The sequence below is a fragment of the Rhodococcus sp. 27YEA15 genome (assembly GCF_049739425.1).
GTDB lineage: Bacteria > Actinomycetota > Actinomycetes > Mycobacteriales > Mycobacteriaceae > Rhodococcus_F.
The window spans coordinates 4,738,396-4,762,315 of the sequence record NZ_JBMHHW010000001.1 but is presented as its reverse complement, the minus strand read 5'-3'; the positions used below and the strand labels follow the sequence as shown (position 1 = coordinate 4,762,315).

The 23,920-nt window shown below is 62.0% G+C and carries 23 protein-coding genes; 15 read left to right on the top strand and 8 right to left on the bottom strand.

Annotated elements, in window-relative coordinates; translation table 11 throughout:
- Window positions 1-33: 33 nt before the first annotated feature.
- From ABH922_RS22335 to ABH922_RS22310, 6 genes are read left to right on the top strand one after another with little or no spacing between them, the layout of a single operon-like run.
- Window positions 34-1,557 carry an ABC transporter substrate-binding protein gene (locus ABH922_RS22335; protein ID WP_424808998.1) on the top strand — a complete coding sequence of 508 codons (1,524 nt, stop codon included), beginning with the start codon at window positions 34-36 and terminating at the stop codon, window positions 1,555-1,557.
- Window positions 1,554-2,579 carry an ABC transporter permease gene (locus tag ABH922_RS22330; protein ID WP_424808997.1) on the top strand — a complete coding sequence of 342 codons (1,026 nt, stop codon included), beginning with the start codon at window positions 1,554-1,556 and terminating at the stop codon, window positions 2,577-2,579. The genes ABH922_RS22335 and ABH922_RS22330 overlap by 4 nt, the downstream gene beginning before the upstream one ends.
- 6 nt (window positions 2,580-2,585) lie before the next feature.
- A complete protein-coding gene (locus ABH922_RS22325; RefSeq protein WP_424808996.1) occupies window positions 2,586-3,443 on the top strand; it encodes an ABC transporter permease in 858 nt (285 codons plus the stop codon).
- Window positions 3,433-4,272, top strand: coding sequence for an ABC transporter ATP-binding protein (locus ABH922_RS22320; protein ID WP_424808995.1), 840 nt, complete (start codon window positions 3,433-3,435; stop codon window positions 4,270-4,272). Before ABH922_RS22325 ends, ABH922_RS22320 begins: the two co-directional genes overlap by 11 nt.
- Complete coding sequence (locus ABH922_RS22315) at window positions 4,265-5,104, top strand: ABC transporter ATP-binding protein (RefSeq protein ID WP_424808994.1); 840 nt, start codon at window positions 4,265-4,267, stop codon at window positions 5,102-5,104. Before ABH922_RS22320 ends, ABH922_RS22315 begins: the two co-directional genes overlap by 8 nt.
- Complete coding sequence (locus ABH922_RS22310; protein ID WP_424808993.1) at window positions 5,104-6,462, top strand: NtaA/DmoA family FMN-dependent monooxygenase; 1,359 nt, start codon at window positions 5,104-5,106, stop codon at window positions 6,460-6,462. Before ABH922_RS22315 ends, ABH922_RS22310 begins: the two co-directional genes overlap by 1 nt.
- 338 nt (window positions 6,463-6,800) lie before the next feature.
- Here ABH922_RS22310 and ABH922_RS22305 read toward each other — a convergent pair whose 3' ends face one another.
- Window positions 6,801-7,784, bottom strand: coding sequence for a helix-turn-helix domain-containing protein (locus ABH922_RS22305; RefSeq protein ID WP_424808992.1), 984 nt, complete (start codon window positions 7,782-7,784; stop codon window positions 6,801-6,803).
- A 71-nt stretch (window positions 7,785-7,855) separates the two neighbouring features.
- On the opposite strand from ABH922_RS22305, the gene ABH922_RS22300 reads away from it, so the two are divergent.
- Together ABH922_RS22300 and ABH922_RS22295 are read left to right on the top strand one after the other, a co-directional pair.
- Entirely contained in the window at window positions 7,856-9,154 is a 1,299-nt protein-coding gene (locus ABH922_RS22300; RefSeq protein ID WP_424808991.1) for an APC family permease, read from the top strand.
- 174 nt (window positions 9,155-9,328) lie between these two features.
- Complete coding sequence (locus tag ABH922_RS22295) at window positions 9,329-10,102, top strand: SDR family oxidoreductase (RefSeq protein ID WP_424808990.1); 774 nt, start codon at window positions 9,329-9,331, stop codon at window positions 10,100-10,102.
- Window positions 10,103-10,194: 92 nt separating this feature from the next.
- On the opposite strand, the gene ABH922_RS22290 is transcribed toward ABH922_RS22295, so the two are convergent.
- Window positions 10,195-12,168, bottom strand: coding sequence for a BTAD domain-containing putative transcriptional regulator (locus tag ABH922_RS22290; protein ID WP_424808989.1), 1,974 nt, complete (start codon window positions 12,166-12,168; stop codon window positions 10,195-10,197).
- Window positions 12,169-12,252: 84 nt separating this feature from the next.
- On the opposite strand from ABH922_RS22290, the gene ABH922_RS22285 reads away from it, so the two are divergent.
- Entirely contained in the window at window positions 12,253-13,131 is an 879-nt protein-coding gene (locus ABH922_RS22285) for an alpha/beta fold hydrolase (RefSeq protein WP_424808988.1), read from the top strand.
- Here the strand turns inward: ABH922_RS22285 and ABH922_RS22280 are convergent.
- Entirely contained in the window at window positions 13,070-13,942 is an 873-nt protein-coding gene (locus tag ABH922_RS22280) for an AraC family transcriptional regulator (protein ID WP_424808987.1), read from the bottom strand. The two genes, ABH922_RS22285 and ABH922_RS22280, sit on opposite strands and share 62 nt — an antisense overlap.
- Before the next feature lie 78 nt (window positions 13,943-14,020).
- Here ABH922_RS22280 and ABH922_RS22275 point away from each other — a divergent pair, with 78 nt between their 5' ends.
- Complete coding sequence (locus ABH922_RS22275) at window positions 14,021-14,380, top strand: cupin domain-containing protein (RefSeq protein ID WP_424808986.1); 360 nt, start codon at window positions 14,021-14,023, stop codon at window positions 14,378-14,380.
- A gap of 6 nt (window positions 14,381-14,386) precedes the next feature.
- Here ABH922_RS22275 and ABH922_RS22270 read toward each other — a convergent pair whose 3' ends face one another.
- Complete coding sequence (locus tag ABH922_RS22270) at window positions 14,387-14,926, bottom strand: FBP domain-containing protein (protein WP_424808985.1); 540 nt, start codon at window positions 14,924-14,926, stop codon at window positions 14,387-14,389.
- A gap of 65 nt (window positions 14,927-14,991) precedes the next feature.
- On the opposite strand from ABH922_RS22270, the gene ABH922_RS22265 reads away from it, so the two are divergent.
- Window positions 14,992-15,564 carry a TetR/AcrR family transcriptional regulator gene (locus tag ABH922_RS22265; protein ID WP_424808984.1) on the top strand — a complete coding sequence of 191 codons (573 nt, stop codon included), beginning with the start codon at window positions 14,992-14,994 and terminating at the stop codon, window positions 15,562-15,564.
- A 25-nt stretch (window positions 15,565-15,589) separates the two neighbouring features.
- On the opposite strand, the gene ABH922_RS22260 is transcribed toward ABH922_RS22265, so the two are convergent.
- Window positions 15,590-16,360 (bottom strand): class I SAM-dependent methyltransferase, encoded by a 771-nt coding sequence (locus ABH922_RS22260; RefSeq protein WP_424808983.1) that lies wholly within the window; start codon window positions 16,358-16,360, stop codon window positions 15,590-15,592.
- Window positions 16,361-16,507: 147 nt separating this feature from the next.
- On the opposite strand from ABH922_RS22260, the gene ABH922_RS22255 reads away from it, so the two are divergent.
- From ABH922_RS22255 to ABH922_RS22245, 3 genes are read left to right on the top strand one after another with little or no spacing between them, the layout of a single operon-like run.
- A complete protein-coding gene (locus tag ABH922_RS22255) occupies window positions 16,508-17,371 on the top strand; it encodes an aldo/keto reductase (protein ID WP_424808982.1) in 864 nt (287 codons plus the stop codon).
- Window positions 17,361-17,999, top strand: coding sequence for a TetR/AcrR family transcriptional regulator (locus tag ABH922_RS22250; RefSeq protein ID WP_424808981.1), 639 nt, complete (start codon window positions 17,361-17,363; stop codon window positions 17,997-17,999). The genes ABH922_RS22255 and ABH922_RS22250 overlap by 11 nt, the downstream gene beginning before the upstream one ends.
- A 13-nt stretch (window positions 18,000-18,012) precedes the next feature.
- Entirely contained in the window at window positions 18,013-18,861 is an 849-nt protein-coding gene (locus ABH922_RS22245; RefSeq protein WP_424808980.1) for an oxidoreductase, read from the top strand.
- Window positions 18,862-18,933: 72 nt separating this feature from the next.
- Here the strand turns inward: ABH922_RS22245 and ABH922_RS22240 are convergent, their stop codons facing one another.
- The 3 genes from ABH922_RS22240 to ABH922_RS22230 are packed head-to-tail and all read right to left on the bottom strand — an operon-like array spanning window position 18,934 to window position 22,852.
- Window positions 18,934-19,908, bottom strand: a complete 975-nt coding sequence (locus tag ABH922_RS22240) for an NADPH:quinone oxidoreductase family protein (RefSeq protein WP_424808979.1) — start codon at window positions 19,906-19,908, stop codon at window positions 18,934-18,936.
- Window positions 19,908-21,566, bottom strand: a complete 1,659-nt coding sequence (locus ABH922_RS22235; RefSeq protein ID WP_424808978.1) for an AMP-binding protein — start codon at window positions 21,564-21,566, stop codon at window positions 19,908-19,910. The genes ABH922_RS22240 and ABH922_RS22235 overlap by 1 nt, the downstream gene beginning before the upstream one ends.
- The gene (locus ABH922_RS22230; protein WP_424808977.1) at window positions 21,566-22,852 is read right to left on the bottom strand and encodes an MFS transporter; all 1,287 of its coding nucleotides are present in this window, start codon (window positions 22,850-22,852) and stop codon (window positions 21,566-21,568) included. Before ABH922_RS22230 ends, ABH922_RS22235 begins: the two co-directional genes overlap by 1 nt.
- A 323-nt stretch (window positions 22,853-23,175) precedes the next feature.
- Here ABH922_RS22230 and ABH922_RS22225 point away from each other — a divergent pair, with 323 nt between their 5' ends.
- Window positions 23,176-23,919, top strand: coding sequence for an SDR family oxidoreductase (locus ABH922_RS22225; RefSeq protein ID WP_424808976.1), 744 nt, complete (start codon window positions 23,176-23,178; stop codon window positions 23,917-23,919).
- Window position 23,920: the final 1 nt, after the last annotated feature.

Genomic DNA, 23,920 nt, shown 5'->3' with positions numbered 1-23,920 from the left:
CATCCCTCATTCGTGCATTGTCAGGAGCACCAGGTGACAAGAAAGAGCCGGCGGATCGTCGGCGCAACAATATTCGCAGTGATCGTGGGTTTGGTTTCCACCGCGTGCGGTGGCGGCAGTTCCACTCATGAATCGGCGGTCAAGTGGGCGTTCAGCCTGCCGACGTCCTGGGATCCGGTGACCAGTCGGACCGGAAACGACATCAACACCATCAGCCTCGCTTACGCATCATTGACCAGGCTCGACGGTGAAGGCAATGTCGAGCCCGCGCTGGCGTCGACGTGGAAGTACAATGCCGACGGTACGGCCGTGACCTTTACACTTCGTGACGCGCTGACGTTCTCGGACGGAACTGCGCTCGATGCCCAGGCCGTCAAGGACTTCTTCGACCGCGGTAAGAAGCAGGAGGATTCGTTCCTTCGCGATCAACTTGCCGGAATCGACAACATCACCGCGGACAGCACTACCGACGTGACGTTGCATCTCACAGAACCCGATTACCAGGTCCCGTACCTGGTGGCCGGACGCACTGGCGCGATCGCCAGCCCCACTGCCGCTGCTGATCCCCAGAAACTCAGTGTGTGGCCCGTCGGCGCGGGACCGTTCGAGATCACCGATTTCGTTGCCGAGGACCACGCGTACTTCAAGAAGAACCCGAACTACTGGGACGCGGACAACATTCACATCGAGCATTTCGAGCTCAGTGTCGCCCCGGACCCCGCCACGTTGGTTGCCGGTGTCCAGTCGGGTTCGATCGACTTCGCGACTCTGCCTGCGCTGCAGTCCAAAGAAGCGGAGGCTGCGGGTCTGACCGTCACCGTGAAGCCCTCACTTGCTGCCAACAATGTCTCGATCAATCTCAACAAGGCGCCGTTTGACAATCCGAAGGTGGTTGAGGCGTTCCGCTACGCGTTTGACCGCCAGGTATTCGTCGACGTCATCACCAACGGGCTCGGAAGCAAGACGAGCCAGCCGTTCCCCGAGGGATATCTGGCCTTCAATCCGGAGATCGAGAAACTCTGGAACTACGATCCGGACAGGGCAAGTCGTCTTCTAGCCGAGGCCGGATACGGGCCGGGGCAGCTGTCGATCGAGGTGACAGCGATGTCGACAGCGACCAACCGCGCCGAGTTGGTGCAGTCGCAACTCAAGAAGATCGGCGTCGAGTCGACGATCAAAGTGGTGCCCCCAGGCTCGTCGACGTGGCAGAGCGAGGTGTACATCGCAAAGAATCCTCAGCTTGCGACGGACGGAACCATCGGACGTGAATCACCGGTGCAGAACCTGCTCGCCGTCTACGGTCCGGCCGGTATCATGAACCTCAGCGGCCCGCACGCCACCCCGGAATTCACTGCGGCACTCGATACCGTGCGCCGAACTCCTCTCGAAGACCCCGAGTACAAGCAGCGCTTGTGGGATGCCGTGAAGATCGGTGTCGAACAGTCCCCGACCAACTACCTTTTCAGTAACCCGTGGATCACGGTGTCCAACCCGAAAGTCAAGAATCTCAACATCTTGCCCTCCCAGATCCGCTGGGAAGGCGTCACGGTCTCGTGAGCACTGCTGAACTGTCCCCCGGCAGCCAAGCGAGAGCATTCGCGCTCTCCGCGCTGCCGGGGGCGCTCGGCACCGTCGCGCGGCTGACGCTCAATACGGTGTTGATCGTCGTCCCGGTGTTCCTCTTCTCCACACTGATCACATTCATGCTCGGCGCCGCAAGTGGGCTGAACCCGGCGGCCGGGATTGCAGGTGACGCGGCAACTCCCGAGACCATTGCGCGCATCAACGGCGATTTTGGTCTGGACAAGCCGGTGTGGCAACAGTACGTGGACTGGATGTCGAGTATGTTCAGCGGCGACCTGGGCGTGTCATGGTTCAGCAAGATCCCGGTCAGTCAGTTGATCGGCGAGAGGCTCGCCGTGAGCGCCTCCATCGCGGGTGTCGCTTTGGTCATCGGCCTGGTTTTCGGTGTGGGGCTCGGAGTGCTCGCGGCCGTGTACAGGGGGCGCCTGCTCGATCGGCTCATCACCGCATACACCTCGGTAGTGTCGACATTGCCGCCCTTCGTCATCTCGATCGGGCTGATCCTCGTGTTCAGCGTATGGCTGCAGTGGTTGCCATCGGCGGGATACGTTCCCCCGGATCAGGATTTCGGCCGCTGGTTGTCGCTGATCATCATGCCTGCCATAGCCTTGAGTATGGACGTCGTCGCGGACATCGCGCGACAGTTACGTACCGGGTTGGTCGCCGAACTAGATCAGAACTACGTCACCGGTGCCGTGGTCCGCGGAATCAGCCCGTCACGAATCCTTTTCGTACATGCGCTACGCAACGGTTCAGGGCCGGCTCTGTCCATTCTGGGCATGAAGATCCCCACACTGATCGGCGGCGCCGTGGTTATGGAGACCATGTTCTCCATGCCGGGATTTGGTCGACTGGCCGCAGACTCGGCGCTCCGTGGTGACGTTCCCATCGTTCAAGGGACACTCGTCGTGGCGATCGTATTCGTCTTGTTCTGCAACGTCGTTGTCAACATCGCCCAGAGTGCCTTGCAGCCGGCAACCAAGCGGAGAGACTGAGATCCCATGCTCATATCTATTTTACGTTATCAGTCCGCTCGTGCTGCGTTGATCGTTCTGGGGTTGATCCTGGCGCTAGCAGTGTTCGGGCCGATGCTGGCACCGTTCGATCCGCTCGAGCAGGACACCTCGGCGATTCTGCAGGGACCCAGCGGAGTCCATTGGCTCGGAACGGATAACGTCGGACGTGACGTGTTCAGCAGACTGCTTGCGGGATCGACGGTGTCAGTGCTCTCGGCATTGCAGTGTGTCACCATCGGCTTCCTGCTCGGAGTGATTCCGGGTTTCTTGTCCATCTATCTCGGTTCCGGGGTGGAGTGGTTCACGCTCAGACTGATGGATGCACTCATCACGTTGCCGTTTCTCGTCTTTGCGGTCGCGATGACGGCCTTGCTGGGCAACGGTTTGACACAGGCGATGTTCGCGGTCGGCATTCTCATAGCGCCTGCCTTCTACCGAGTGACCCGCGCCGCTGCCCTCACCGTGGCCAATTCCCAGTACGTCGAGGCGGCGGAGTTGATGGGTGCCGATACGTCGTGGATCATCAGACGTCACGCAGTGCGCAAGGTGATGCCTGCCGTGGGTGTGACATTCGCGTCCATGACCGGTGCCAGCCTCGTCATCGTGTCGTCGCTGACGTTCCTCGGGATAGGCGTAGTTCCGCCGGATCCGACGTGGGGTGGGCTGCTCGCCGGTGGTTTGCAGTACCTCTACCAATCGCCTTTCGGTCCGGTAGTGCCCGCGTTGTTGATAGTTGCCACCGTGTGGGCGCTCAACGCCATCGCCGATGCGTTGCGTGATGCCGGCGGAAGCTCCAGGCGATCCGTAGTCAAAAGGTCTAAGGTGAACGCAAATGTCCACTGACGTAGTAAATTCCAGCCCTCATGTATTGAACGTACGTGATCTCAGGATCGCACTTGTCGACGGAACCGTCCTGGTCGACGGTGTCGATTTCTCCCTGGCCCGCGGCGAGTCCCTCGGAATCGTCGGCGAATCGGGTAGTGGCAAATCACTGACATGCCGTGCGATATTGGGGATTCTGTCCGCAGGCGTCCATGTCACCGCAGGGTCGATCGATTTCGACGGGATCGAACTGGTGGATTTGCCGAGCAAGCGCTGGCGCCCACTGCGCGGCCTCCGCATCGCCGCAGTGTTCCAGGATCCGGCGTCGTACCTGAACCCTTCGATCCGTGTAGGCGAGCAGCTGGCGGAATCGCTTCGATCAACTCTCGGTCTATCCAGAGCGAATGCCGAACAGCGTGGGCTCGAACTGTTCGAGAAAATGGGCCTGAACAACCCCACGGTCGTCTATCGCCAGTACCCGCATGAGCTTTCAGGGGGAATGCTCCAGCGAGTTCTCATCGCGATTGCCGTGTCGGCCGAGCCGGAACTGCTGATCGCGGACGAAGCGACAACGGCGTTGGACGTCACCGTTCAGGCTGAGGTACTCGATCTCCTGGAAGACCTTCGACAGGAACTGGGTCTTGCTCTCATCTTCGTTTCCCACGATCTCGCTGTGGTGGCCGAGGTGTGCGACCACGTGATCGTCATGCGCAGCGGCGTTGTCGTCGAATCCGGAAGATCAGCGGATCTACTCGCCGATCCACAGCACGAGTACACCCGTGAACTCGTCGACAACCATAGGGAGTACGGACTGGAGACATATGTGCGAAAGGTTACGGCTGGTGTCTGAGGTATTGTTGCGTCTAGCGAACCTACGGGTGGAAGTCGGCAACCGGCGTGCTCGGACCGAGATATTGCACGGAATCGATCTGACCATCGACGTGGGTGAGAAGATCGGATTGATCGGTGAAAGTGGCTCTGGAAAAACTACTTTGGCGCGATCGATACTGGGCCTAGTAAAGCCGACCGCAGGCACGGTCGAGATCTCCGGTCGTAGGATCGACAACCTGTCGAACGCTCAGCGGATGGCACATAGACGCACCGGAGCAGTCCAGTACGTCTTTCAGGACCCACTGCTGAGTCTAGACCCTGACGTGGCGGTCGGTGATTCCATAGCGGAAGGGCTGATCGTGCGCGGCGGGGTCGCCCCAGACATCGTGTCGGGACGTGTTGCAGCAGTGCTCGACAGCGTCGGGTTGGACGCTGCCCTCGCGGACCGAATACCTGCGGAGCTCTCGGGGGGCCAACGACAACGCGTGGCGATCGCCCGAGCGCTCGTCCTGGATCCGCAGCTTCTGCTGCTCGACGAACCGGTGAGCGCACTCGATTCCGTCAACCGCATCCAGATTCTGAAACTTCTCTCCGAGCTGGGCCGTTCGCGTCGACTCGCCCAACTGTTCATCTCACACGACTTGGGTGCCGTTGCCGCACTGGTCGATCGTGTAGTAGTGCTCTACCGCGGAGACATTGTCGAAGACGGGCCTACGCATGAGGTCATCTCCGACCCGCAACACCCGTACACAGCCCTCTTGCTCGGTTCCGCACCCACCTTGACCGGCGGATCGGTGTCCCGCAAACAACGGCGCGAGCTCCGACATGCCTTGGCAGAAAGGTCCTCATGATGACCGGAAAAGATTTCGAGAACAAGTATTTGACGCTCGGAGCCGTGTTGATCGGTGTCGGAGACGCCAGCGGTGCCGATCTGTGGCGGCACCCAGATATTCCCACCACTGCGAGCATTGACATCAACTGGTACGTCAAGCAGGCCCGAGAAGCTCAGGACGTACACTTCGATTTCGTCTTCATCGTCGACAGTCAGTACATCGACGCGGGCTTTCCGCCGCACCATCTGAACAGGTTGGAACCGCTCACACTTCTGTCGGCGGTTGCGGTTGCCACCGATCGGATCGGTTTGGTGGCTACTGTGAGTACGACGTACAGCGAACCGTGGGATATTGCTCGACGTGTTGCATCGTTGGATCTGATAAGCGGCGGAAGGGCGGCGTGGAATATCGTCACCAGTCAAGATCCCGGTACTGCGGGAAATTTCAGCCGAACTCAGCACGGCGACTACGAAACCAGGTATCGACGTGCCCGGGAGAGCGTCGACGTGGTGACAGGATTGTGGAATTCATACGAGGACGATGCGTTCGCCACCGACAAGACTGCGGCACGGTTTCTCGATCCCGCCAAACAGCACCGACTCGATCATGTCGGCGAATTCTTCTCGGTGACCGGCCCGTTGAACATCCAGCGGTCGTCGCAGGGGCAACCCGTTCTCGTGCAGGCAGGCACCTCTGACGAGGGCCGTGATCTCAGCGCCCAGGTAGGTGAAATCGTATTCAGCTTCGCATCCACGAAAGAGTCTGCGCTGGAGTTGAAATCCGATATCGTGAGCCGGGCCGCGCGGTATGGCCGAACGAGCGAGGAGTTACGGTTCGTGCCCGGGCTGAGCGTCGTCATCCGCGATACCGACGAGGCGGCAGTGCAGGCGCACAACGATGCTCGGTCCCGTATTCCTGTGGCTCGTCTTCTTGCTCAGGTGAAACGACTCTTCGGAGGCCGGAGTTTCGAGGCGTTCGGCCTCGACGAGCCGTTCCCCGACATCGACCCGTCGACTCCGGAATCTCTGGCCGGAGCCCGTGAACTGGCCGAGCGTGCCGATGCCCGGGGATGGACGCTCCGTCAGGCCCTGTACAGCCTCGGTGATCATTGGGCGACCTTTGTCGGTTCCCCTGAGACTGTGGCGGACGAGATTCAAAGCTGGTATCGCGACGGCGCAGCAGACGGATTCAACGTTTTCGTACAGGATCCGGGCGATTGGTATCGTTTCCGCGCTCAGGTAATGCCGATCCTCACCGAACGCGGTGTGGCCCGATCGGAGTACGACGCCGACACGCTACGTGGCCATCTCAAGCTTCCAGTGAGGGAGTTCGGGTCCGGTCTCGGGTCGCCGACACAGCTGACCAAAACGACGTGACTGGACTCCAGGGCTGTCATCGGGACGATCGCGACGTCGGCGCGTCTATGCAAGGTGCTGGTCGAGCGAGGAATGACGACGAAACCGCGCCATGACGCTACCAATTCCAAGTACTGCTCGACGGTGGCGGCGAATCCTTCGCAGTCCGGCACGGACAGCATCACTCCCCAATAGCTTCTGTCGGGTGGGTACTAATTGGGCGATGCACAGTACCTCGTCAGCGTGAGTAAAATTGAGCTCGTCGGCCGCTGCCAGGAAGTATCGAAGCTTACTGAGGTCCAGATTCTGCGGCGGCGGATCACCCTACCTGCGCGGTAGGATCAGGATTGTGCATGCGCTCAATGCGGCAGCTGCGCAAAGGTTTCACGGTAGCTGCTCGGAGTGACCGAGATGTGGCGAAGGAAATGCTTGCGTAGATTCGCGGCAGTACCCAGGCCGCTGGCGGCGGCGATCTGTTCGATCGACAGGGTTGTCCTCTCCAGGAGTCCCTGGGCGTGTGTCACCCGTTGCAGTGTCAGCCATTGCATGGGTGCCATGCCGACGACGGCGTCGAACTGTCGGTTCAGTGTTCTGGTGCTGGTATTGGAATAGGCGGCAATGTCTTTCAGTGTTATGTCGTCCGCCAGATGGGTACGCGCCCAGTCCAGTGCCACTGAGATGGACGTGTCGGAGTGTAGCGGGACCGGTGTGGTGACGTACTGAGCCTGGTCACCTTTCCGATGTGGTGGAACAACCAGCCGTCTCGCCAGATCGGAGGCGGCTGCTGCGCCGTGGTCTTGGCGAACCAACTCGAGGCAAAGGTCCAGTCCGGCGGCGGTCCCGGCTGAAGTGTAGACACCGCCCCCGTCCGCATCACGAGCATCGCGTCCGCCGCCGGCGGTATAGAGCACGTTGGAGTCCACGTGGACGTGGGGATATCGACGGGCGAGTTCGTCCGCATACATCCAGTGCGTCGTGGCGGTCCGCCCGTCGAGAAGTCCGGCTTCCGCTACGGCGAACGCGCCGGTGCAGATGGCCGCGATGCGGGCGCCGCGTTGCGCTGCAACGCGCAGGGCATCGGTCAGTGCGAACGGAACGGGTGCGTCGTATCGGGGCAGCGCGGGCACCACGACGGTGTCGGCTTCGGAGAGTTCGGCGAGAGTGTGGTCTGCCGCCGCACTGAGTCCGCCGCCCAATCGAGTGTCCTTGCCACTGACGGCGCACAGAATCAAGTCGTATCCAGGCTCGAGCAGTCCGGGACGGGGTATTCCGAACACTTCGCAGGCAATTGCGACCTCGAACACCGGCATGTCGTCGATGACAGCCACGGCAACTTTGTGCATGGCCAAATAGTACGGATAGTTGTCATTTTTGCCACTCGTCCGAGGCTTCCAGGTCGGGAAGGCTTGCTGCCATGAGTAGAGGACTGGGCGTCGCCGAGGGCAGCGCGCTGTACATCGCTGCAGTTCTGGGCACCGGAATTCTGGTGCTACCGAGTGTGGCGATCGCCAAGGCCGGACCGGGAGCGTTGCTTGCGCTCGTCGCTCTCCTCGTGCTCTCGGTGCCCCTGGCGTCGGCGTTCGCGGCGCTCGGATCGCGCCACCCCGACTCCGGTGGGGTGGGGACCTACGTTCGGCGAGCGTTCGGTGCGGGTGCGTCGACGGTGACGTCGTGGTGGTTCTACCTCGGTGTGCCGATCGGGGTTCCGGCACTCGTTCTGTTCGGGGCTGGATACCTGGAGACTGTTGTCGGAGGAGGGCGCGACGGCACTTTCGTAATTGCGGGTGTACTACTCGCAGTATGCGTGGCTGCCAATGTGTTCGGTGTCAAGTTTTCGGGACGAGTACAACTTGGGTTGACAGCCCTTCTCGTACTCGGTCTCTTTTCGGCAGTGATCTTTTCACAGTCACCCTCCGGCGCAGTTCAATTCGAGCAGTTTCTGCCGTTCGGTTGGTCGGCGGTGGTTCCGGCTGCTCTGGTGCTGGTGTGGTCGTTGACCGGATGGGAGGCGGTGACGCACCTGGCTGGGGAATTCCGAAACCCGGCGCGCGACATTCGACGAGCGACTGCCGTTGCGCTGGTGGTGATCTCCTGCCTGTTCGTTCTCGTCACGGTGACGATGTTGGTTGTCCTGGGCACCTCGGTGGCATCGACCAACGCTCCGATCGCCGCGCTCGTCGAGGGTCGACTCGGACGCGGCGCGGTGATCGGGACCGCGGCACTGGCCGTGATCATCACGCTCGGTGGGACCAATGCGTACCTTGCCAGTCTCTCGAAGTTGGGGGCCGCGATGGGCCGGGACGGTTCGGGGCCGAAATGGCTTGCACACGGCGCATCTGCGGGTTCGGTAGCTCGCCGCAGCCTCGCTGTGATGACTGCCTACTCGGCGGCTTTGTTGGCGGTGGCGTGGTTCGCGGGTTGGAACGCCACCGATCTCGTCCTTGTCTGCACCGCTTCGCAGATAGCCGTGTACGTGATCGGGCTCGTCGCGGCGTTGCGTCTGCTTCCTGCCCGAGGCTTCGGATGGTGGTGCGCTTTGCTGTCGCTGATCGTCATGTCCGCGCTTCTCGTGCTGACCGGGTGGAACCTACTCGCCCCGACATTGACAGCCGTTGCAGCGCTGGGTTATCACCGACTCCGTCAACGCCGGGAGAGCACCTTCGCGGGCAGCCTCGCCGTCGACGCAGATCGCCCGACGGGTGTCGGACGGTGACATCGGTGAAGAACGTGCATCTGCGGTGTCGAACACCTCACATCTGCGAGACGATCCTGTGGGCGACCGGCACTGCCAACTCCACTGCTACAGTGGTGCTTCCAACTGATGCCATACTCGGTCGACTGTTCGGTTCGTGCGCGTCGGTTTACCGGCAGTCGACGGAGGCGAGCAGTGTCGAAAAAGCGTGGAACCGTGTTGATCACCGGAGTCGGGCGGGATCGTTCGATCGGGGCAAGTCTCGCATTGGGACTCGCAGAGGATGGTTGGGATCTGACGATCGGTCACTGGGGGCCGTACGACGAACGGATCGGGTCGGCGCGCGGAGCCCATGACCCGCAGGATATTGCAGACAGGTGCCGGGCACTCGGAAGCCGTGTGGAGCTGGTTCCGGGCGATCTGGCCTTACCGGACGTCGCCGTTCAACTGGTCGAATCTGCCGCCGCCCGGAACGACCTTCGCGGGCTGGTGTTGTCGCATTGCGAAAGCGTCGACAGTTCAATCCTCGATACCACCATCGAGAGCTGGGAACGACATTTCGCCGTCAACGCCCGCGCTACGTGGCTGCTTGTCAAAGCGTTCGGCGAACGTCTTCCGGAGCATTGCGACGCCGGTCAGGTGACCGGGCGGATCGTCGCGCTCACCAGTGACCATACGGCCCACAATCTGCCGTACGGGGCCAGCAAGGGCGCTCTCGACCGCATTGTCATCGCTGCCGCAGTCGAACTCGGATCACGCGGGGTCAGGGCTAACGTCATCAACCCCGGACCGATCGACACCGGGTGGATGACACCGGAGATCAGACAGGCCGCAACTCTGCAGACCCCGGCAGGCAGGCTGGGTACCTCCGGCGATACTGCAGATCTCGTTCGATTCCTGATGTCCGACGCCGGAGGCTGGATAACCGGTCAAATCCTTCACTCCAACGGCGGATTCAGCACGAGTTGAGCCGTCGGACCGGGCCCTGAAATGCATCGTCGACGTCGAGTCCGGCAGGGGCCACCTATCGTCCCTTGCCGACACGTCGATGGGGAGACAAGTTATCTTTTCAACGCCGTGGACAGAGCGGCGAGATGGTCGGCGGTGGGCCCGAGTGTCACGACGCCGCTGCCGGCACCGGCAATCTCTGCCTTCGCGGGCAACAACGCGACGTACGCCCGGCGCATGGCCACCTGGTCGTCGACCGCGACCGCTGCGCGGGCAACCAGGCACCACAACGCTTCCGCCAGATGTCCCGGTGGGGGCGTGGGTACGACGCGAAGCGCCTCCGCGGCACCCTCGGGATTACCTTGTGCGAGTAGCACGAGTGGCCGTACCCACGGCAAGTGCACTCCCCAGTCGATGTCAGGGTCGACGGGTGCCGGCCGACCATGACGTACCCGCACCGCAAGAAGAGCCAGGGGGATGAGACCGTCCGCCAGTCCGGGCATGCCCGAGTTGGCCAACTCGCCCTCGGCGGCCCGATATGCTGCGGCGACGACAGCGGGAGATTGATCGGTCATCGCCAGGCGGAGAGCTCTGAACAGGCGGGTGAACAGGCTCACCAACGGTGACTCGTATCGCGCGGCGAGGGTGTCTGCGGCCTCGGCGTGAAAGTCGGCGATCTCCAGCTCGTCCAACGCGCAATTGGCCTGCATGCGGACCAGATGACCGAGTATCTCGTACGTTGTCAATTCTCCTCGCGCGGACAGTGAGATCAGTTCCGCGCCGATTCCGTCGCGAGTGCCCGCGAGTCCGGTGCGTCCGAACGACTGCATGAACACCCCGCCCAGGGCGAAGGCGAGAACCGCCGGATCGTCCACGCCGCGGGCGAGTTGCTCGGCCTGTGCGGCAGCGACAATGCCGCCTCGATCAGGTCGGCCTCTGCACTCGATTGCAATGGTGGACAACAGCTTTGCCCGAATCGTATCGGACGCGTCGTCCGGAAGTCGGGCCAACGTCCGCCGGGCTGCGGCCACCACCGCAGCGGCCTGGTCCTCGTCGTCGGATCTGGTCCAGATCGCCGGAACGTCGTACGCGCCGACGACGCGGGCGGTGAGTTCCACGTCGCCGATGTCCTCGGCTGCCCTGATCGCCGTCAGTCGTTGCGCACGGGCAAGTCGGAGCCCGCTGCCGCCGGTGATCGCCAGGTTGCGTAGTACGTCCACCGTGGTGCGCAGATGTGTGCGCGAACCACCCGACGAAGCCGTTGCCTGACGGAAGCTGTCGGTCGCGGTAATCCACAGCCGTTCGGAACCTTCGGTTCCGGTTCGGCTGTCGGTTCGGCTGTCGGTCTGTCGGAGGATCTCGGTCTCGAGCTGTTGGAGCTGCGGTCCGGGATCGATACCGAGGTTGTCGGCCAAGATGGTGCGCGCCCGCCGGATCGTTGCGAGCGCATCGCCTTGTCGTCCCATCTGATTCAACGCCGACGCGAGCATATGCCAACCGTTTTCGCGCCACGGATGATCGGCGACATGGGCGTCGAGATCGGGAATCGTCTCCTCGATCCGGCCCAGGTCTATACGCGCCCGAGCATGTATCTCGACCGACTGCAAGCGCAGTTCGGTCAACCGCGACCGCTCCGCTCGTGCCCACGGTTCACTGTCGACGTCGCTGAGCGCCGGTCCCCGCCACGACTGCAGCGCAGTGGCGAGCTCGGACTCGGCGGCCTGGGGAGCCATCATGCGTGCCGCGTTGACAGACTTCTCGAAGGCCCAGGCGTCGACGTTCCGCGGTGGCACGCGCAGTGCGTAGCCGTGGCCCTTCGTGACGAGGATCTGCGGTGTGGCCCGTGGGGGACGATTCGGTTCGAGCGCGCGACGGAGATCGCCGACAAAGGTGCGTAGGGCGCCGACCGGATCGGCAGGCGGGCGCTCCCAGACGTCGTCGACCAGTACGGACAGTGGAACGGCACGGCCACGCGCCAGAATCAGCCGGGCGAGGAGCATCCTGTGCCGCGGCCCCTTGAGTGGTACGTCGTCGCCGGTCGAACTCCATGCGGCAGTAGGGCCGAGAATGCCGATCTTGATGTCCACGACGGCCTGACCTCGATGCTGATCGGATGCTGATTCGCGGACGGCAACCTGAAGGTGTCAGTTCGTCCACGAAAGGATTCACCCATGGCACTGTCCATTCCGGGTTTCGAGTATAGCCGCATCACCGTTGCCGACGGTGTGGCACTGAACGTCGCTGTCGGCGGAAGTGGCAGCCCGATAGTGCTGCTGCACGGCTTCCCGCAGACCCATCTCATGTGGCGTCACGTTGCCGGCGAACTCGCCCGTGAGTGCACCGTCATCTGCCCGGATCTGCGCGGATACGGTGACAGCGACAAGCCGGCCGAAGTCGACGAGAACACGTACTCCAACCGGACGATGGGCAACGACGTCGTGGCCCTCGCCCAGGCGCTCTGGCATGAGCAATTCGCGCTGGCGGGCCACGATCGCGGTGCCCTGGTCGGATTCCGTACCGCTATGGATCATCCGGAGGCGGTAACGCATTTCGCGGGTCTGGACGTTCTCCCCACGCTCGACATGTGGAAGGTGCTGCAGGGAACATCGGCGGCGGTGGCATTTCATCTGTATCTGATGGCGCAGCCGCCCGGTCTGGCGGAGGTGATGATCGCCAACAGTTCCGACGCCTTCTTCACCTATTTCCTGGATGCGTGGACGAAAAAGCCCGAAGCCCTGCCGGCGGAGTACCGAGCTGCATATCTGAAGGCCAGTGCGGATGCGGTGCCGTCGATCGTCGCGGACTACCGCGCGTCGGCCGGGATCGACACCGTTCACGATCAAGCAGATGTGGATGCAGGCAACACCTTCGCGATGCCGGTCACGGTGATCCAACAGGATTGGGGAGCCGCACTCGGGTACGACGCTGCTGCGGTCTGGGGGGCCTGGGCACCCGATCTCGAGCATTACACGACCAACGCCGGGCACTTCATGGCAGAGGAAGCGCCGTCGGAAATCGTGGCGGCGCTGCGCGCACTCGTGGCTCGCTGACGACCGGTGCGCCGGACCTGGCGAACCGGCCCGGTGTGGTGCCGAGATGTCTGACGAAGTGCCGCGCGAAGTGGGATTGATCGTGAAACCCCACGTCGGCAGCGACATCGGCGATGGCGCGGCCTTCGAGGAGGCCGCGCCGGGCGAGGTCGATGCGGCGGCCGGTCAGGTACGTGTGCGGCGGCAACCCGAAATGCGCAGAGAAGTTCTTGATCAGGTACGTGGGGCTGACCTGCAGGATCTCCGACGCTTCGCGCATGGTGATTCCGGTGATCAGACGCGCGTCGAGCAGCCCCCGCAGTTGTTCGGCGATCCGCCGGCTCGTGCTTTGAGTGGAATGTGTTTCTCCGCTGGGGGATTCGAGGATGTGGTTCAGCCCGTCGCCGAGAAGTACGAGCCGGCTCTCGGCTTCCAGAGAATCGTCCGAGGTAGTCAGGGTGCGGTGAAGCTGATTGATTCGTCTGCGTAGCAGTGGATCCCGAATTTCCGGGTTGTCCACCGCGCGGCCGATCAGTTCTTCACCGAGGACGGAGGTCTCGAGGTAGAGGATTCGCTGCCGAAATCCTGCGGCAGTGCCGGGCAGCCCGTCGTGCGCCACACCGGGCGGAAGTAGAGTGACGATCTCCGGTGCGGCGCCGTGCGATCGGCGGTTCAGGTCGTAGGCGATCGACCCCCGGTCGACGAGCATGAGCGACCACTGATCATGCGTGTGTTTGGGATACGCGTGGCCCACGAAATCGGCGTGGAACACCTCGGAAATTCCGTCCACTCCCGGTGCCCACGCGGTGACCTGCACACCCTCGGGGTCCATGTCAGAAACGTACAAGAGGCGGGCCGGGGAGGTAAAGCACACTGGGGCCGTCGCACCGCCCCGAACCGAAGGATCATCATGTCTGCCGTCTCACTCCACGACACGTTCGCCCAGTTCACCGAGCAGTGGTCACCGAAGAAGATCGCGACCCTCAACGACTACGACATCAAGATCGTCAAGGTCGAAGGCGAATTCGTCTGGCATTCCCACGCCGACACGGACGAGTTGTTCCTGGTACTGAAAGGACACCTTCGCATTCAACTTCGCGACGGCGAGGTGGCGCTGGGCCCCGGCGAACTGTTCGTCGTTCCGCGCGGCGTCGAGCACTGCCCGATCGCCGACGAGGAGGCCGAAGTGATGCTGATCGAACCGGCCGGTGTCGTCAACACCGGGGATGCCGGGGGGCCGCTCACCGCAGTCGTCGACGATCTGACCTGAGTGAAGTCAGTCGCCGAGACGCGCCACGAAGGCGTCGATGTTGGTGCGGACGCGCTCTGCCTTCTCCTCGAGAGACAGAGCTTCCTGGTAGCGATTTCCCAGCGCCGGACGCTTGATGTTCCGCGCGTACAGCGAGCACGCCAAATCGGTGCACATGTACGTTCCGACGGTGTTGCCTCGACGTCCGGCTTCGCCGGTCTTGGCCGCGGTCAGTAGCGAGACTCCGCCGCTGGTGTGCGTCGTGAGGCAGATCGTGCACATCTGTGCGCGCCCTGATTTGCCGGTTTGGTAGCGCAGGGCGATTCCCACGAGTGTGTCGTCCTGTGGCACGACCAGGTAGCCACGTCCGGGCATGGAACGGTCGTTCCAGCCGAGGAACTCGAGGTCGTCCCAGCGGCGTTCGTCGAGGTCGCGTGGTACGGGGAGGCGTTTGGCGTCTCCCTTGGAACAGTTGACGAACGATGATCTGATTTCACGTTCGGTGATGGGCAACACGGCTGACTCCTCGTCAGGTTCGGAAAGGTCGATGAACCACTGGCTATGCATCACAGTAATTTGCCTATAGTATTTAGGCAAGTGATTTGGCACTCAATCGAACGGAACACGGTGAGATGGCACGAGCAGGGCTTACTCCGGAAAGACTGACGGTGGCGGGGGCGGACCTGGCCGACGAAATCGGCTTCGAGCAGGTGACGCTCTCAGCGGTGGCGAGGATCTTCGACGTCAAGGTCGCCAGTTTGTATTCGCACCTGAAAAGTTCCCAGGATCTCGAAGTGCGGATCGCTCTACTCGGTCTGGAAGAGATGGCAGACCTGGCGGCTGACGCACTGGCAGGCCGTGCCGGGCGGGACGCCTTGGTGGCATTCGCGAACGTCTACCGCGACTATGCACGGGCGCACCCCGGCCGGTACGCAGCCACACAGATGCGTCTCGACCCGGACGTTGCGGCGGCCAGCGCCGGTGTCAGGCACTCGCAGATGATCCGGGCAATCTTACGCGGTTACGACATCGCTGAACCGGATCAGACGCACGCAGTCAGGTTGCTCGGCAGCATCTTTCACGGATACACCAGTCTCGAGCTCGGCGGATCGTTCAGTCACAGCGCCCCGGACAGTGAGGAATCCTGGTCGCGGATCCTCGACGCGCTCGACACGATGCTGACTGCGTGGCCGACCAGCGCCTAGGGCGCGGACCGGCCACGACTGCTGGTCATTCGGTACCGACAATCAGGCGGAGAGCTCCGTCGAACATCGGTCGAGTCCGAAAATTTCCGTAACGCGCATCCCAGGCTCCGGATTCGAGATCCGCTCGGAGTTCTCGTTCGAATCGTGTCTGAACGCTGTCGGCGACGAAGCTCCACGCGGAGTTCGCCCGTCGGGCACCGGGATCGAGAAGAACCTCGGGGCGTCCGTAGTACGCCTCGCTGAATCCGTCCGAGCAGGTGAGTGGAATGTCGATCTTCTCGATGGTCGTGATGCCGCCGAGAAGGGACGAGACGGTAGACAGCTGTGGGTAGCGGGCGGCCTCCACCTCGATCACCTCTGGCGCGTAGTCGAACAACCAGAATCTCTGTAGCACAGTAGGATCGCATGTCAGGATCGCTATCGGGCCGATCGTCACCCGTCGAAGTTCTCGTAGCCCGGCGGCGAGGTCCTTCCACTGGTGGATGGTGAACGACGCCAGCGCTGCATCGAATCGGTTGTCCGCGAACGGAAGATGCTCGGCGTCGGCATCGATCGCCTCCGCGAGGTGCGGGGGTCGTTGGGCGCGCATCGCCGCGCTCGGCTCGACGGCTGTCACATCCAGATCGCGGGGCTCGTAGGACCCTGCGCCTGCCCCGACGTTGAGCAGCGTGGACGCGCCGGCGAGTGCGTCGCGAATCGCGGCTTCTATGACGGGTTCCGGTCGTCGATAGTACGAGTATCGGTCGCCGATCGCTGTGTAGTCGGCATCGCCCGCACTGCGATCGGCTCGATTCATTCGATGGACCCCTCACGTCGACTGCCTTACAGGCCATCATGCCCGCTGCGCTGTCGGCAATGGTTCCGGTCACGGTGGGTCGAAGCCTTGTCGAGTCCTCGTCACAAAAGTGAACTGGGAGTACAGTTTACTTTGAAAGGAGCTCAGATGACTCTCACTGATGCCACAGCAAGCGGGACGTTCACCCTCGGCGGAGATCTCGAAATCAACCGCCTGGGATTCGGCACGATGCAGCTGACCGGGCCGGGGGTGTGGGGAGACCCGAAGGATCCGGACGAGGCCGTGCGGGTGTTGCAGCGCGCCGTCGAACTCGGTGTGAACTTCATCGACACCGCAGATTCCTACGGCCCTGTCGTGGCCGAGCAACTCGTGAAAAAGGCGCTCAGCCCGTACCGCGACGGTGTGGTCGTCGCCACGAAGGCGGGTTTGACCAGGCAGGGGCCTGGAATATGGACTCCGGTGGGCCGGCCGGCCTACCTGCGTCAGCAGGCTGAGTTGAGTCTGCGAAACCTCGGCGTGGAGCGGATCGATCTGTTCCAGTTGCATCGCATCGACCCGGACGTTCCACTCGAAGACCAGGTAGGTGAGTTGAAAGCTCTCCAAGACGAAGGCAAGATCCGCCACATCGGACTGTCGGAGGTGACCGTTGCAGAACTCGAAGCAGCATCGAAGGTCGCGACCATCGTCTCGGTGCAGAATCTGTTCAATCTTGCCGACCGCTCGGCAGAGCCGCTGCTGAATTACGCACAGGATAACGGGATCGGATTCATTCCGTGGTTCCCTCTAGCGACAGGCGCTCTCACCAAGGGCGACGGGCCGCTTGCCGCCGCGGCCGAACGACACAATGCATCGCTGTCGCAACTGGCCCTCGCCTGGTTGCTCCGACGCTCGCCGGTGATGTTGCCGATACCCGGTACCTCCTCGGTCGTGCACGTCGAGGACAACATTGCCGGTGCCGGGGTCACTCTCACCGATGAAGAGTTCGACGAATTGACCGGCAGTGCACCCTGATGCTCGATTCGGTGGTGAGGCGGCGGTCGGATACGAAGACGGCATCATCGCGCACCCGACCGGGCCTCGTAGCGACCGCATTCATCGAGCGGTGCTCGAAGCCACGCAGGAACTGATTCGTGAAGGCGGCTATCCGGCGGCGACGGTGGACGCGATCGCACAGCGGGCGGATGTCAGTAAGGCGACCATCTACAAGCACTGGCCTTCGCGCACCGCGGTAGCGGCAAAGGCATTCGGGCACATGATGTCCGATGCGCTACCGCTGCCCGACACCGGAAGCACGGTCGGTGACCTCACCGAGCAGGTACGTAGAGTCAGTGCATTCTATGCAAGTGATCTCGGGGTGGTCTTCGCGCAGTTGGTCGCAGCCTGCGTCGACGATCCGCCGGGAGCGTCGTACTTTCGCGAATACTTCCTCAACGGACGCCGCGCCGCGATCGCGACGCTATGGCAGCGAGGCCTCGATCGAGGTGACGTCGACGAGACGGTCGGAATCGACGATGTCATCGACATTCTTTTCGGTCCGTTGGTTTTTCGTCGATTGACCGGCCACTACGAACTCACCGAGGAAGCGGCCGCGTCGCTAGCTCGGACCGTCCTGCACGGACTTTTACGGACAACCACCTGAAGGAGCATCACGCATGTCACACACGTTCCTGATCACCGGTGTCAGCACCGGCCTCGGACGAGCATTCGCGATCGCGGCACTCGATGCCGGGCACACCGTGGCGGGCACACTACGCGGGCAGGATCAGATCGCGGAGTTCGAGGCGTTGAGACCAGGTCGCGCACACGGTGTCCTCCTCGACGTCACTGACACCGATGCGATCTCGGCTGCGGTTTCCTTCGTCGAAGAGAACGTCGGACCGATCGATGTGTTGGTCAACAATGCCGGATACGGCGTCGAAGGCGTATTCGAGGAAACCAGCCTGGATACGTTCCGGGAGCAGTTCGAGGTCAACGTCTTCGGAGTGGTCGCCGTTACCCAGGCAGTTCTGCCGTATCTCCGTCGACGTCGCCGCGGGCACGTCATCTTCATCACCTCGATGGGCGGCTTGCGCGCCTTCCCCGGGCTGGCCGCGTATCACGGCACCAAATTCGCAGTCGAAGGAATCGCGGACAGTCTCCGACTGGAACTCTCGGCGTTCGGAATCCACGTCACGAGTATCGAACCCGGCGGATTCCGCACCGACTGGGCCGGGCGCTCGATGACTCGCGTCGAGCGCAGCATTTCCGACTACGACGAATTCATGGACCCCATTCGTCAAGGTAGACAGAAGAGGAGCGGGAGCCAGCTCGGTAACCCGGCAGCTGCCGGCGCTGCACTTCTGGCTCTCGTCGACACCCCGAATCCGCCTGGTCACCTCGTGCTCGGCACCGATGCACACCGACTGGTCAGAGAAGCCAGGGTCGAGTTCGACGAGGAACTCGATCAGTGGCGCGAGCTCGGCGAGTCCACCGACTTCCCGGACGGTGCATCACCGGGATAGGTAGCGGCATCTCCGCGGTCGCACAGCCCTTCCCGGTTGTGCGACCGCTTCACGCCATGTCGTCGGGTCATGTCATCGAAGAGCGAGAACGATCTTTCCCACGGCGGACCGCACCTCCATCGCATGCAACGCCTCAGCCGCTTCTTCGAGTGGAAACACCTTCGGTGCAGGCACCGTCAACTGCCCGGAATCGAGCAACGGGGCGAGTTCGTCCCATTGCGTCCGAAGTCGTCGTGGATCTTCCATCCACCAGCTTCCCCATGCGACACCCGCGACGGATACGTTCGCGAGAAGCAACCGATTCACTTTGACGATGGGGATGCTGCCAGCAGTGAAACCGAGTACCAGGATTCGACCCCCGGCGGCCAGTGATCGGATGCTGTCCGTGAATCGATCACCTCCTACCGGATCGACGACGATGTCTACACCTCGGCCGTCGGTCATCCGATGGACGTCGTCTCGCCACTGCTCCGTCCCTACCACCTCCGATGCGCCCAGGGAACGAACATAGTCGGCTTTTTCCGGCGTACTGACCACGGCAATCGTGCGGGCAGCGCCGAGCCGCTCAGCCAATGTCATTGCAGCAGTACCGATACCGCCGGCCGCGCCGTGGACGAGAACCGATTCCCCCGGTGTGAGTGACCCACGATGCCGCAGCGCGAAGTGCGCAGTGAGGTAATTGAAGAGGATTCCGGCAGCCGTTGTGAGCGGAATGTGCCGCGGTAAGGGGAACGTCGTTTCGGGAGTGAGTAGGACAACTTCCGCCATTGCGCCGCCTACTCCGGTCAATCCGACAACCCGATCACCAGTCGAGAATCCCGACCCTGGTGGTGCCGATCGCACAATTCCTGCAACCTCTCCGCCGGGAACGAACGGAAGTTCCGGTCGGTACTGATACAGCCCTCGGGTGAGCAACAGGTCGGGAAAGGTGACACCCACAGCGTGCACGTCTACGACGATCGACGCGCCGTCGGGGCGGGGTTCCGAAACCGTTTCGAGGCCGATCGTCTCGGGTCCTTGCTGATCGGACACCACAATCGCGCGCATTACCGTGCGGCCTCGACGGCGCTGTTCCGCAGTGCTGCGCGTCGAAGCTTTCCGACCTCGGTGCGGGGTAATTCGCTAACGAAGTCGACAATGCGCGGTGTGGCGAATCGGCCCACACGGTCGGCAACGAGGGCTTTGAGCTGTTCCGCGAAGTCGGCATCTGCGTCGGTACTCGCATCATGCCGGACGACTACGACGCGAATGACGTCACCGCGCGTCGGATCAGCGAACGACACCGCGGCCGCGTCCGTAACCGCCGTATGCTGCAACAAGGCGTTCTCCACCTCGACGGGGCTGATGTTGTGTCCGGAAATCACCATCATGTCGTCGTCTCTACCGAGTACCCGCCATCTGCCGTCGCTGTCGACTACGGCAAGGTCTTCGGTGAGAAAGACGTCACCCCGCCACCGCTGGGACCACAGATCAGGGGCGTTCTCGTAGCCGCGGGACATCTGGTGTCGAGGCCGTCGCACTGCGACCATGCCGGGTTCGCCGGAGTCCACCGGAATTCCGTCTCGATCGGCAAGGAACACGTCGAATCCTGGGATCACTGATGCGAGCATTCCTGGTCGCATCAGAGTCTCGGCACCGATCGGATCGCCGAGAAGCATACCTACCTCGGACAGTCCGTATCCGTTGCGGATGGACGGTGCTCCGGTCTCGGCCCACTCCTGAGCTAGAGCAGCGGTTAGAGGTTCACCCGCGGCAGCGACGGTACGGAGGTGTCCGGGTACTCCGCGTGATCTGAACACCGGCGCGAGCCGTCGAAGCGCGGCAGGCGCAGTTGCCAACGCAGTGACGTGTTCGGTCTCGATGATTCGGTGCCATGCTTCCGCAACGAACGGTCCCGAGTACATGACGCGGGGAATCCCCAAGGCCATGACGGCAGCACCCGTGCTGTACAGGCCGAACGCCCACGCCGGGTCTGCAGTGCTGAATATCGTGCTTTGTCGTGAGGTTCCGAAAGTGTTTGCAGCGTAAGGAAGTACGGACATAAATGCGGCATGAGGCATTTCGCAGGCTTTGGGGGTGCCGGAGGTTCCACTGGTGAACAACAGTGTCGCGGCGTCATGCCGCGTTGTCGGCCGGATCGGCCCGTCCGCGGATGCCTCGTCGAGAGACTGGTGAAATGACACGTCGTCGACTTGGGTGGAGCTTCCGGCGTCACCAACCACGTAGACGGTGAGGTCGAGGTCGAAGGTTGTCTGTGCTGACACCAGCGCGGCACGATATTTGTGGTCGACGACAACGGCTTTTGCGTGAGCTGATTCCAGGCGCGTGCCGATGGCATGGGGCGCGAACCCGCCGAACAGCGGCACGTAGACGAGACCGGACCGCCAAGCGGCCAAGGCAGTGATCCAGCTTTCGATCTGCCGCGAGAGCAGACCGGCGACACGATCGCCCGGCTGGAGTCCGGCTTGGGCGAACATGCGTGCAGCTTTGGAAGCTTGTCTGTCCAACTCCGAGAAAGTCCATCTCTCAACCGAGAGATTTTCGTGGACAACGGATATGGCGAGCATGCCGGTATTGTTCGCGTATCGCGTGCATATTTCGTGTGCTGTGTTGAAGTCTGGGCCGAACGGATTCTTGTCCATTCGGGATTCAATCGACTCCCATGTCGTCTCGCTTGTTTCATGCGTGTGATTCGTGGGGATCATCAGTGTGCCACCTTTGCAGCTTTGATCAGGGTGAGGGCCAGAATCGACACCAGGCAGGCTGCAGCGACGTATATCGCCAGTGCCCACTGCCCGGTAGTGGCCGCGGTCAGAGCTGCCGCGATGAAAGGCGCAGGTGCGCTGAACACGACCCCGCCGAACTGGTAGGACACGGACGCTCCCGTGTACCGGATCGAGGCGGGAAAGAGTCCTGAAACATAGGCGGCGACAGCGGAGTACGTGACGGCATGGCCGATCGTGATGACCAGGAACATAGCGAGAAGTACAGCGAGTCCGCTTCCAGTCGACAGTAGCCAGAAGAATGGGTATGCGATGACCGCCATGTAGATCGATCCGAATATCAGCATCTTCCTGGCGCCGACACGGTCGGCGATCACCGATGCGTAGGGAACCGTGAAGATGTCAACAGCGCAGGCAACGAGAAGGCTCACGAGTATGGTGTGTCGTGAGAGGCCGAGTTCCTTGGGGCCGTACGACAGAACGAAAACGGTGACCAGGTAGAAGGGCACGAGAGATGCCGCTTGGGTCAGGATTCCGACCGACAGCGAGATCTTGTGTTCGCGCAAGACGGTGAGGATCGGAAAGTCGGCGACCTTGTCCTGTTGTTTGACCTCTTCGAACTCCGGGGACTCGACTACTTTGAGGCGAACGTACATGCCGACCACGACGAGGCCGGCGCTGGCCAGGAACGGAAGTCGCCAACCCCAGGACATCATCTGATCATCGGGAAGTAATTCGACGAGTATGAAGGCGAAAGTCGCCAAGACGAGGCCGGCCGGGACTCCGGCTTGCGGAAAACTACCGTAGAACGCGCGCCGTTTCGGTGGCGCGTGCTCTACGGCCATCAGTACTGCGCCACCCCATTCACCGCCGACTGCGAATCCCTGGACGAGACGAGCCAGTACCAGCAGAACTGGTGCAGCGATGCCGATCTGGTCGTAGGTGGGTATCAGTCCGATCGTGACGGTGGCGGAACCCATGAGCACGAGCGACAACACGAGCATCTTCTTGCGGCCAACTCTGTCGCCGAAGTGACCGAATACGATAGCTCCGACCGGTCGGGCGAAGAACGCCACACCGAAGGTGGCAAATGCAGCCAAGGTGCCAGAGGCGGGGCTCAGAGATGGGAAGAACGTTCCGCTGAACACCAGTGCAGCCGCGGTGCCGAAGATGAAGAAGTCATACCACTCGATCGCAGTTCCCACGAAGCTCGCAAATGCGACTTTGCCGGGACTGACCGAATCTTTCTTTTCTGCAAGTACTTTCATGCATGTCTCCAGGTGTTCGCATCGAATTGCGGACTGACGTCGGACGGTTGGCGGCGTGCGATCGCAATCGCACGCGGGTCGGGTACCAGCGGACTGCATCCCTCGTCTCGAGATGACGTCTCCGGGGCCGTCGAGGCGGCTCGCGAATCGCTCGAAACTGTGCTGTCAGTCACAGGTTTAGCATGGTCTCGTGAGTTTGCACAACCCTAAATGGAACGATTGGTCTAGCTCTAAAGGCTTTCCTACAGGGTTCATATATTGATTTGAACTGCTATTTAAGGAAAAAGTCTGGACAAAATTCGAACGATCGGTACAGTCCTAGTATGATCCAAGACGGTAGTAACTCAGGGAGAGTCGGTCTGGTCTCGGGCGGCTCACGGGGGATCGGTGCGGCGATTGCCGGCGCTCTCGCCGAGCGTGGAGTCCGCGTCGGTGTCACCTATCGAAACGGCATGGTGCAGGCGCAAAATCTGGCCGAAAAGCATTTGGGAAGAATATTTCCCGTTTCGTTCGACCTGTCGAACCCTGATACGGCCGCAACCGCGGTGGATTCGGTGGTCGAACAGTGGGGCCGACTGGATACCTTGGTCCTCAATGCGGGACAGTGGGCAGGTGGACGACTGGCCGAGATGGATTCAACGGCATGGTGGGAGGTCGTCGAAACCAATGTGCGGGGGACAGCGGCTCTGGCCCATGCTGCGCTTCCCCATCTGGCTCGGGGCCAGTCGCCGAGTATCGTCGTAGTCTCGTCGGTCGTGGGAATCATCGGCCATGCCGGCGACACGGCCTACTCGAGCGCCAAAGCAGCTCTGATCGGGTTCTCGCGCTCGCTGGCAAAGGAGGTGGCGCGTGACGGAATTCGCGTCAACGTCCTGGTCCCAGGGTTCGTCGAGACCGACATGACTGACGCTGTGTCGCCGGCCGCCAAAGCGCGGATCGAGGACGCAACCGTACTCGGTCGCCTCGGTCAAGTATCCGAAATTGCAAAAGCTGCAGTGTTTCTCAGTGAAGAGGCAACATTCTGCACAGGCTCGATCCTTGCCGTCGACGGTGGATGGACCCTGTGAG

Coding starts and splice junctions, on each gene's coding strand:
- ABH922_RS22255 (WP_424808982.1), top strand. CDS start 16,508: ATGACTCTCACTGATGCCACAGCAAGCGGGACGTTCACCCTCGGCGGA.
- ABH922_RS22280 (WP_424808987.1), bottom strand. CDS start 13,942: ATGGACCCCGAGGGTGTGCAGGTCACCGCGTGGGCACCGGGAGTGGAC.
- ABH922_RS22325 (WP_424808996.1), top strand. CDS start 2,586: ATGCTCATATCTATTTTACGTTATCAGTCCGCTCGTGCTGCGTTGATC.
- ABH922_RS22230 (WP_424808977.1), bottom strand. CDS start 22,852: ATGAAAGTACTTGCAGAAAAGAAAGATTCGGTCAGTCCCGGCAAAGTC.
- ABH922_RS22320 (WP_424808995.1), top strand. CDS start 3,433: ATGTCCACTGACGTAGTAAATTCCAGCCCTCATGTATTGAACGTACGT.
- ABH922_RS22240 (WP_424808979.1), bottom strand. CDS start 19,908: ATGCGCGCGATTGTGGTGTCCGATCAGCAAGGACCCGAGACGATCGGC.
- ABH922_RS22225 (WP_424808976.1), top strand. CDS start 23,176: ATGATCCAAGACGGTAGTAACTCAGGGAGAGTCGGTCTGGTCTCGGGC.
- ABH922_RS22245 (WP_424808980.1), top strand. CDS start 18,013: ATGTCACACACGTTCCTGATCACCGGTGTCAGCACCGGCCTCGGACGA.
- ABH922_RS22235 (WP_424808978.1), bottom strand. CDS start 21,566: ATGATCCCCACGAATCACACGCATGAAACAAGCGAGACGACATGGGAG.
- ABH922_RS22305 (WP_424808992.1), bottom strand. CDS start 7,784: ATGCACAAAGTTGCCGTGGCTGTCATCGACGACATGCCGGTGTTCGAG.
- ABH922_RS22300 (WP_424808991.1), top strand. CDS start 7,856: ATGAGTAGAGGACTGGGCGTCGCCGAGGGCAGCGCGCTGTACATCGCT.
- ABH922_RS22275 (WP_424808986.1), top strand. CDS start 14,021: ATGTCTGCCGTCTCACTCCACGACACGTTCGCCCAGTTCACCGAGCAG.
- ABH922_RS22265 (WP_424808984.1), top strand. CDS start 14,992: ATGGCACGAGCAGGGCTTACTCCGGAAAGACTGACGGTGGCGGGGGCG.
- ABH922_RS22310 (WP_424808993.1), top strand. CDS start 5,104: ATGACCGGAAAAGATTTCGAGAACAAGTATTTGACGCTCGGAGCCGTG.
- ABH922_RS22260 (WP_424808983.1), bottom strand. CDS start 16,360: ATGAATCGAGCCGATCGCAGTGCGGGCGATGCCGACTACACAGCGATC.
- ABH922_RS22270 (WP_424808985.1), bottom strand. CDS start 14,926: ATGCATAGCCAGTGGTTCATCGACCTTTCCGAACCTGACGAGGAGTCA.
- ABH922_RS22285 (WP_424808988.1), top strand. CDS start 12,253: ATGGCACTGTCCATTCCGGGTTTCGAGTATAGCCGCATCACCGTTGCC.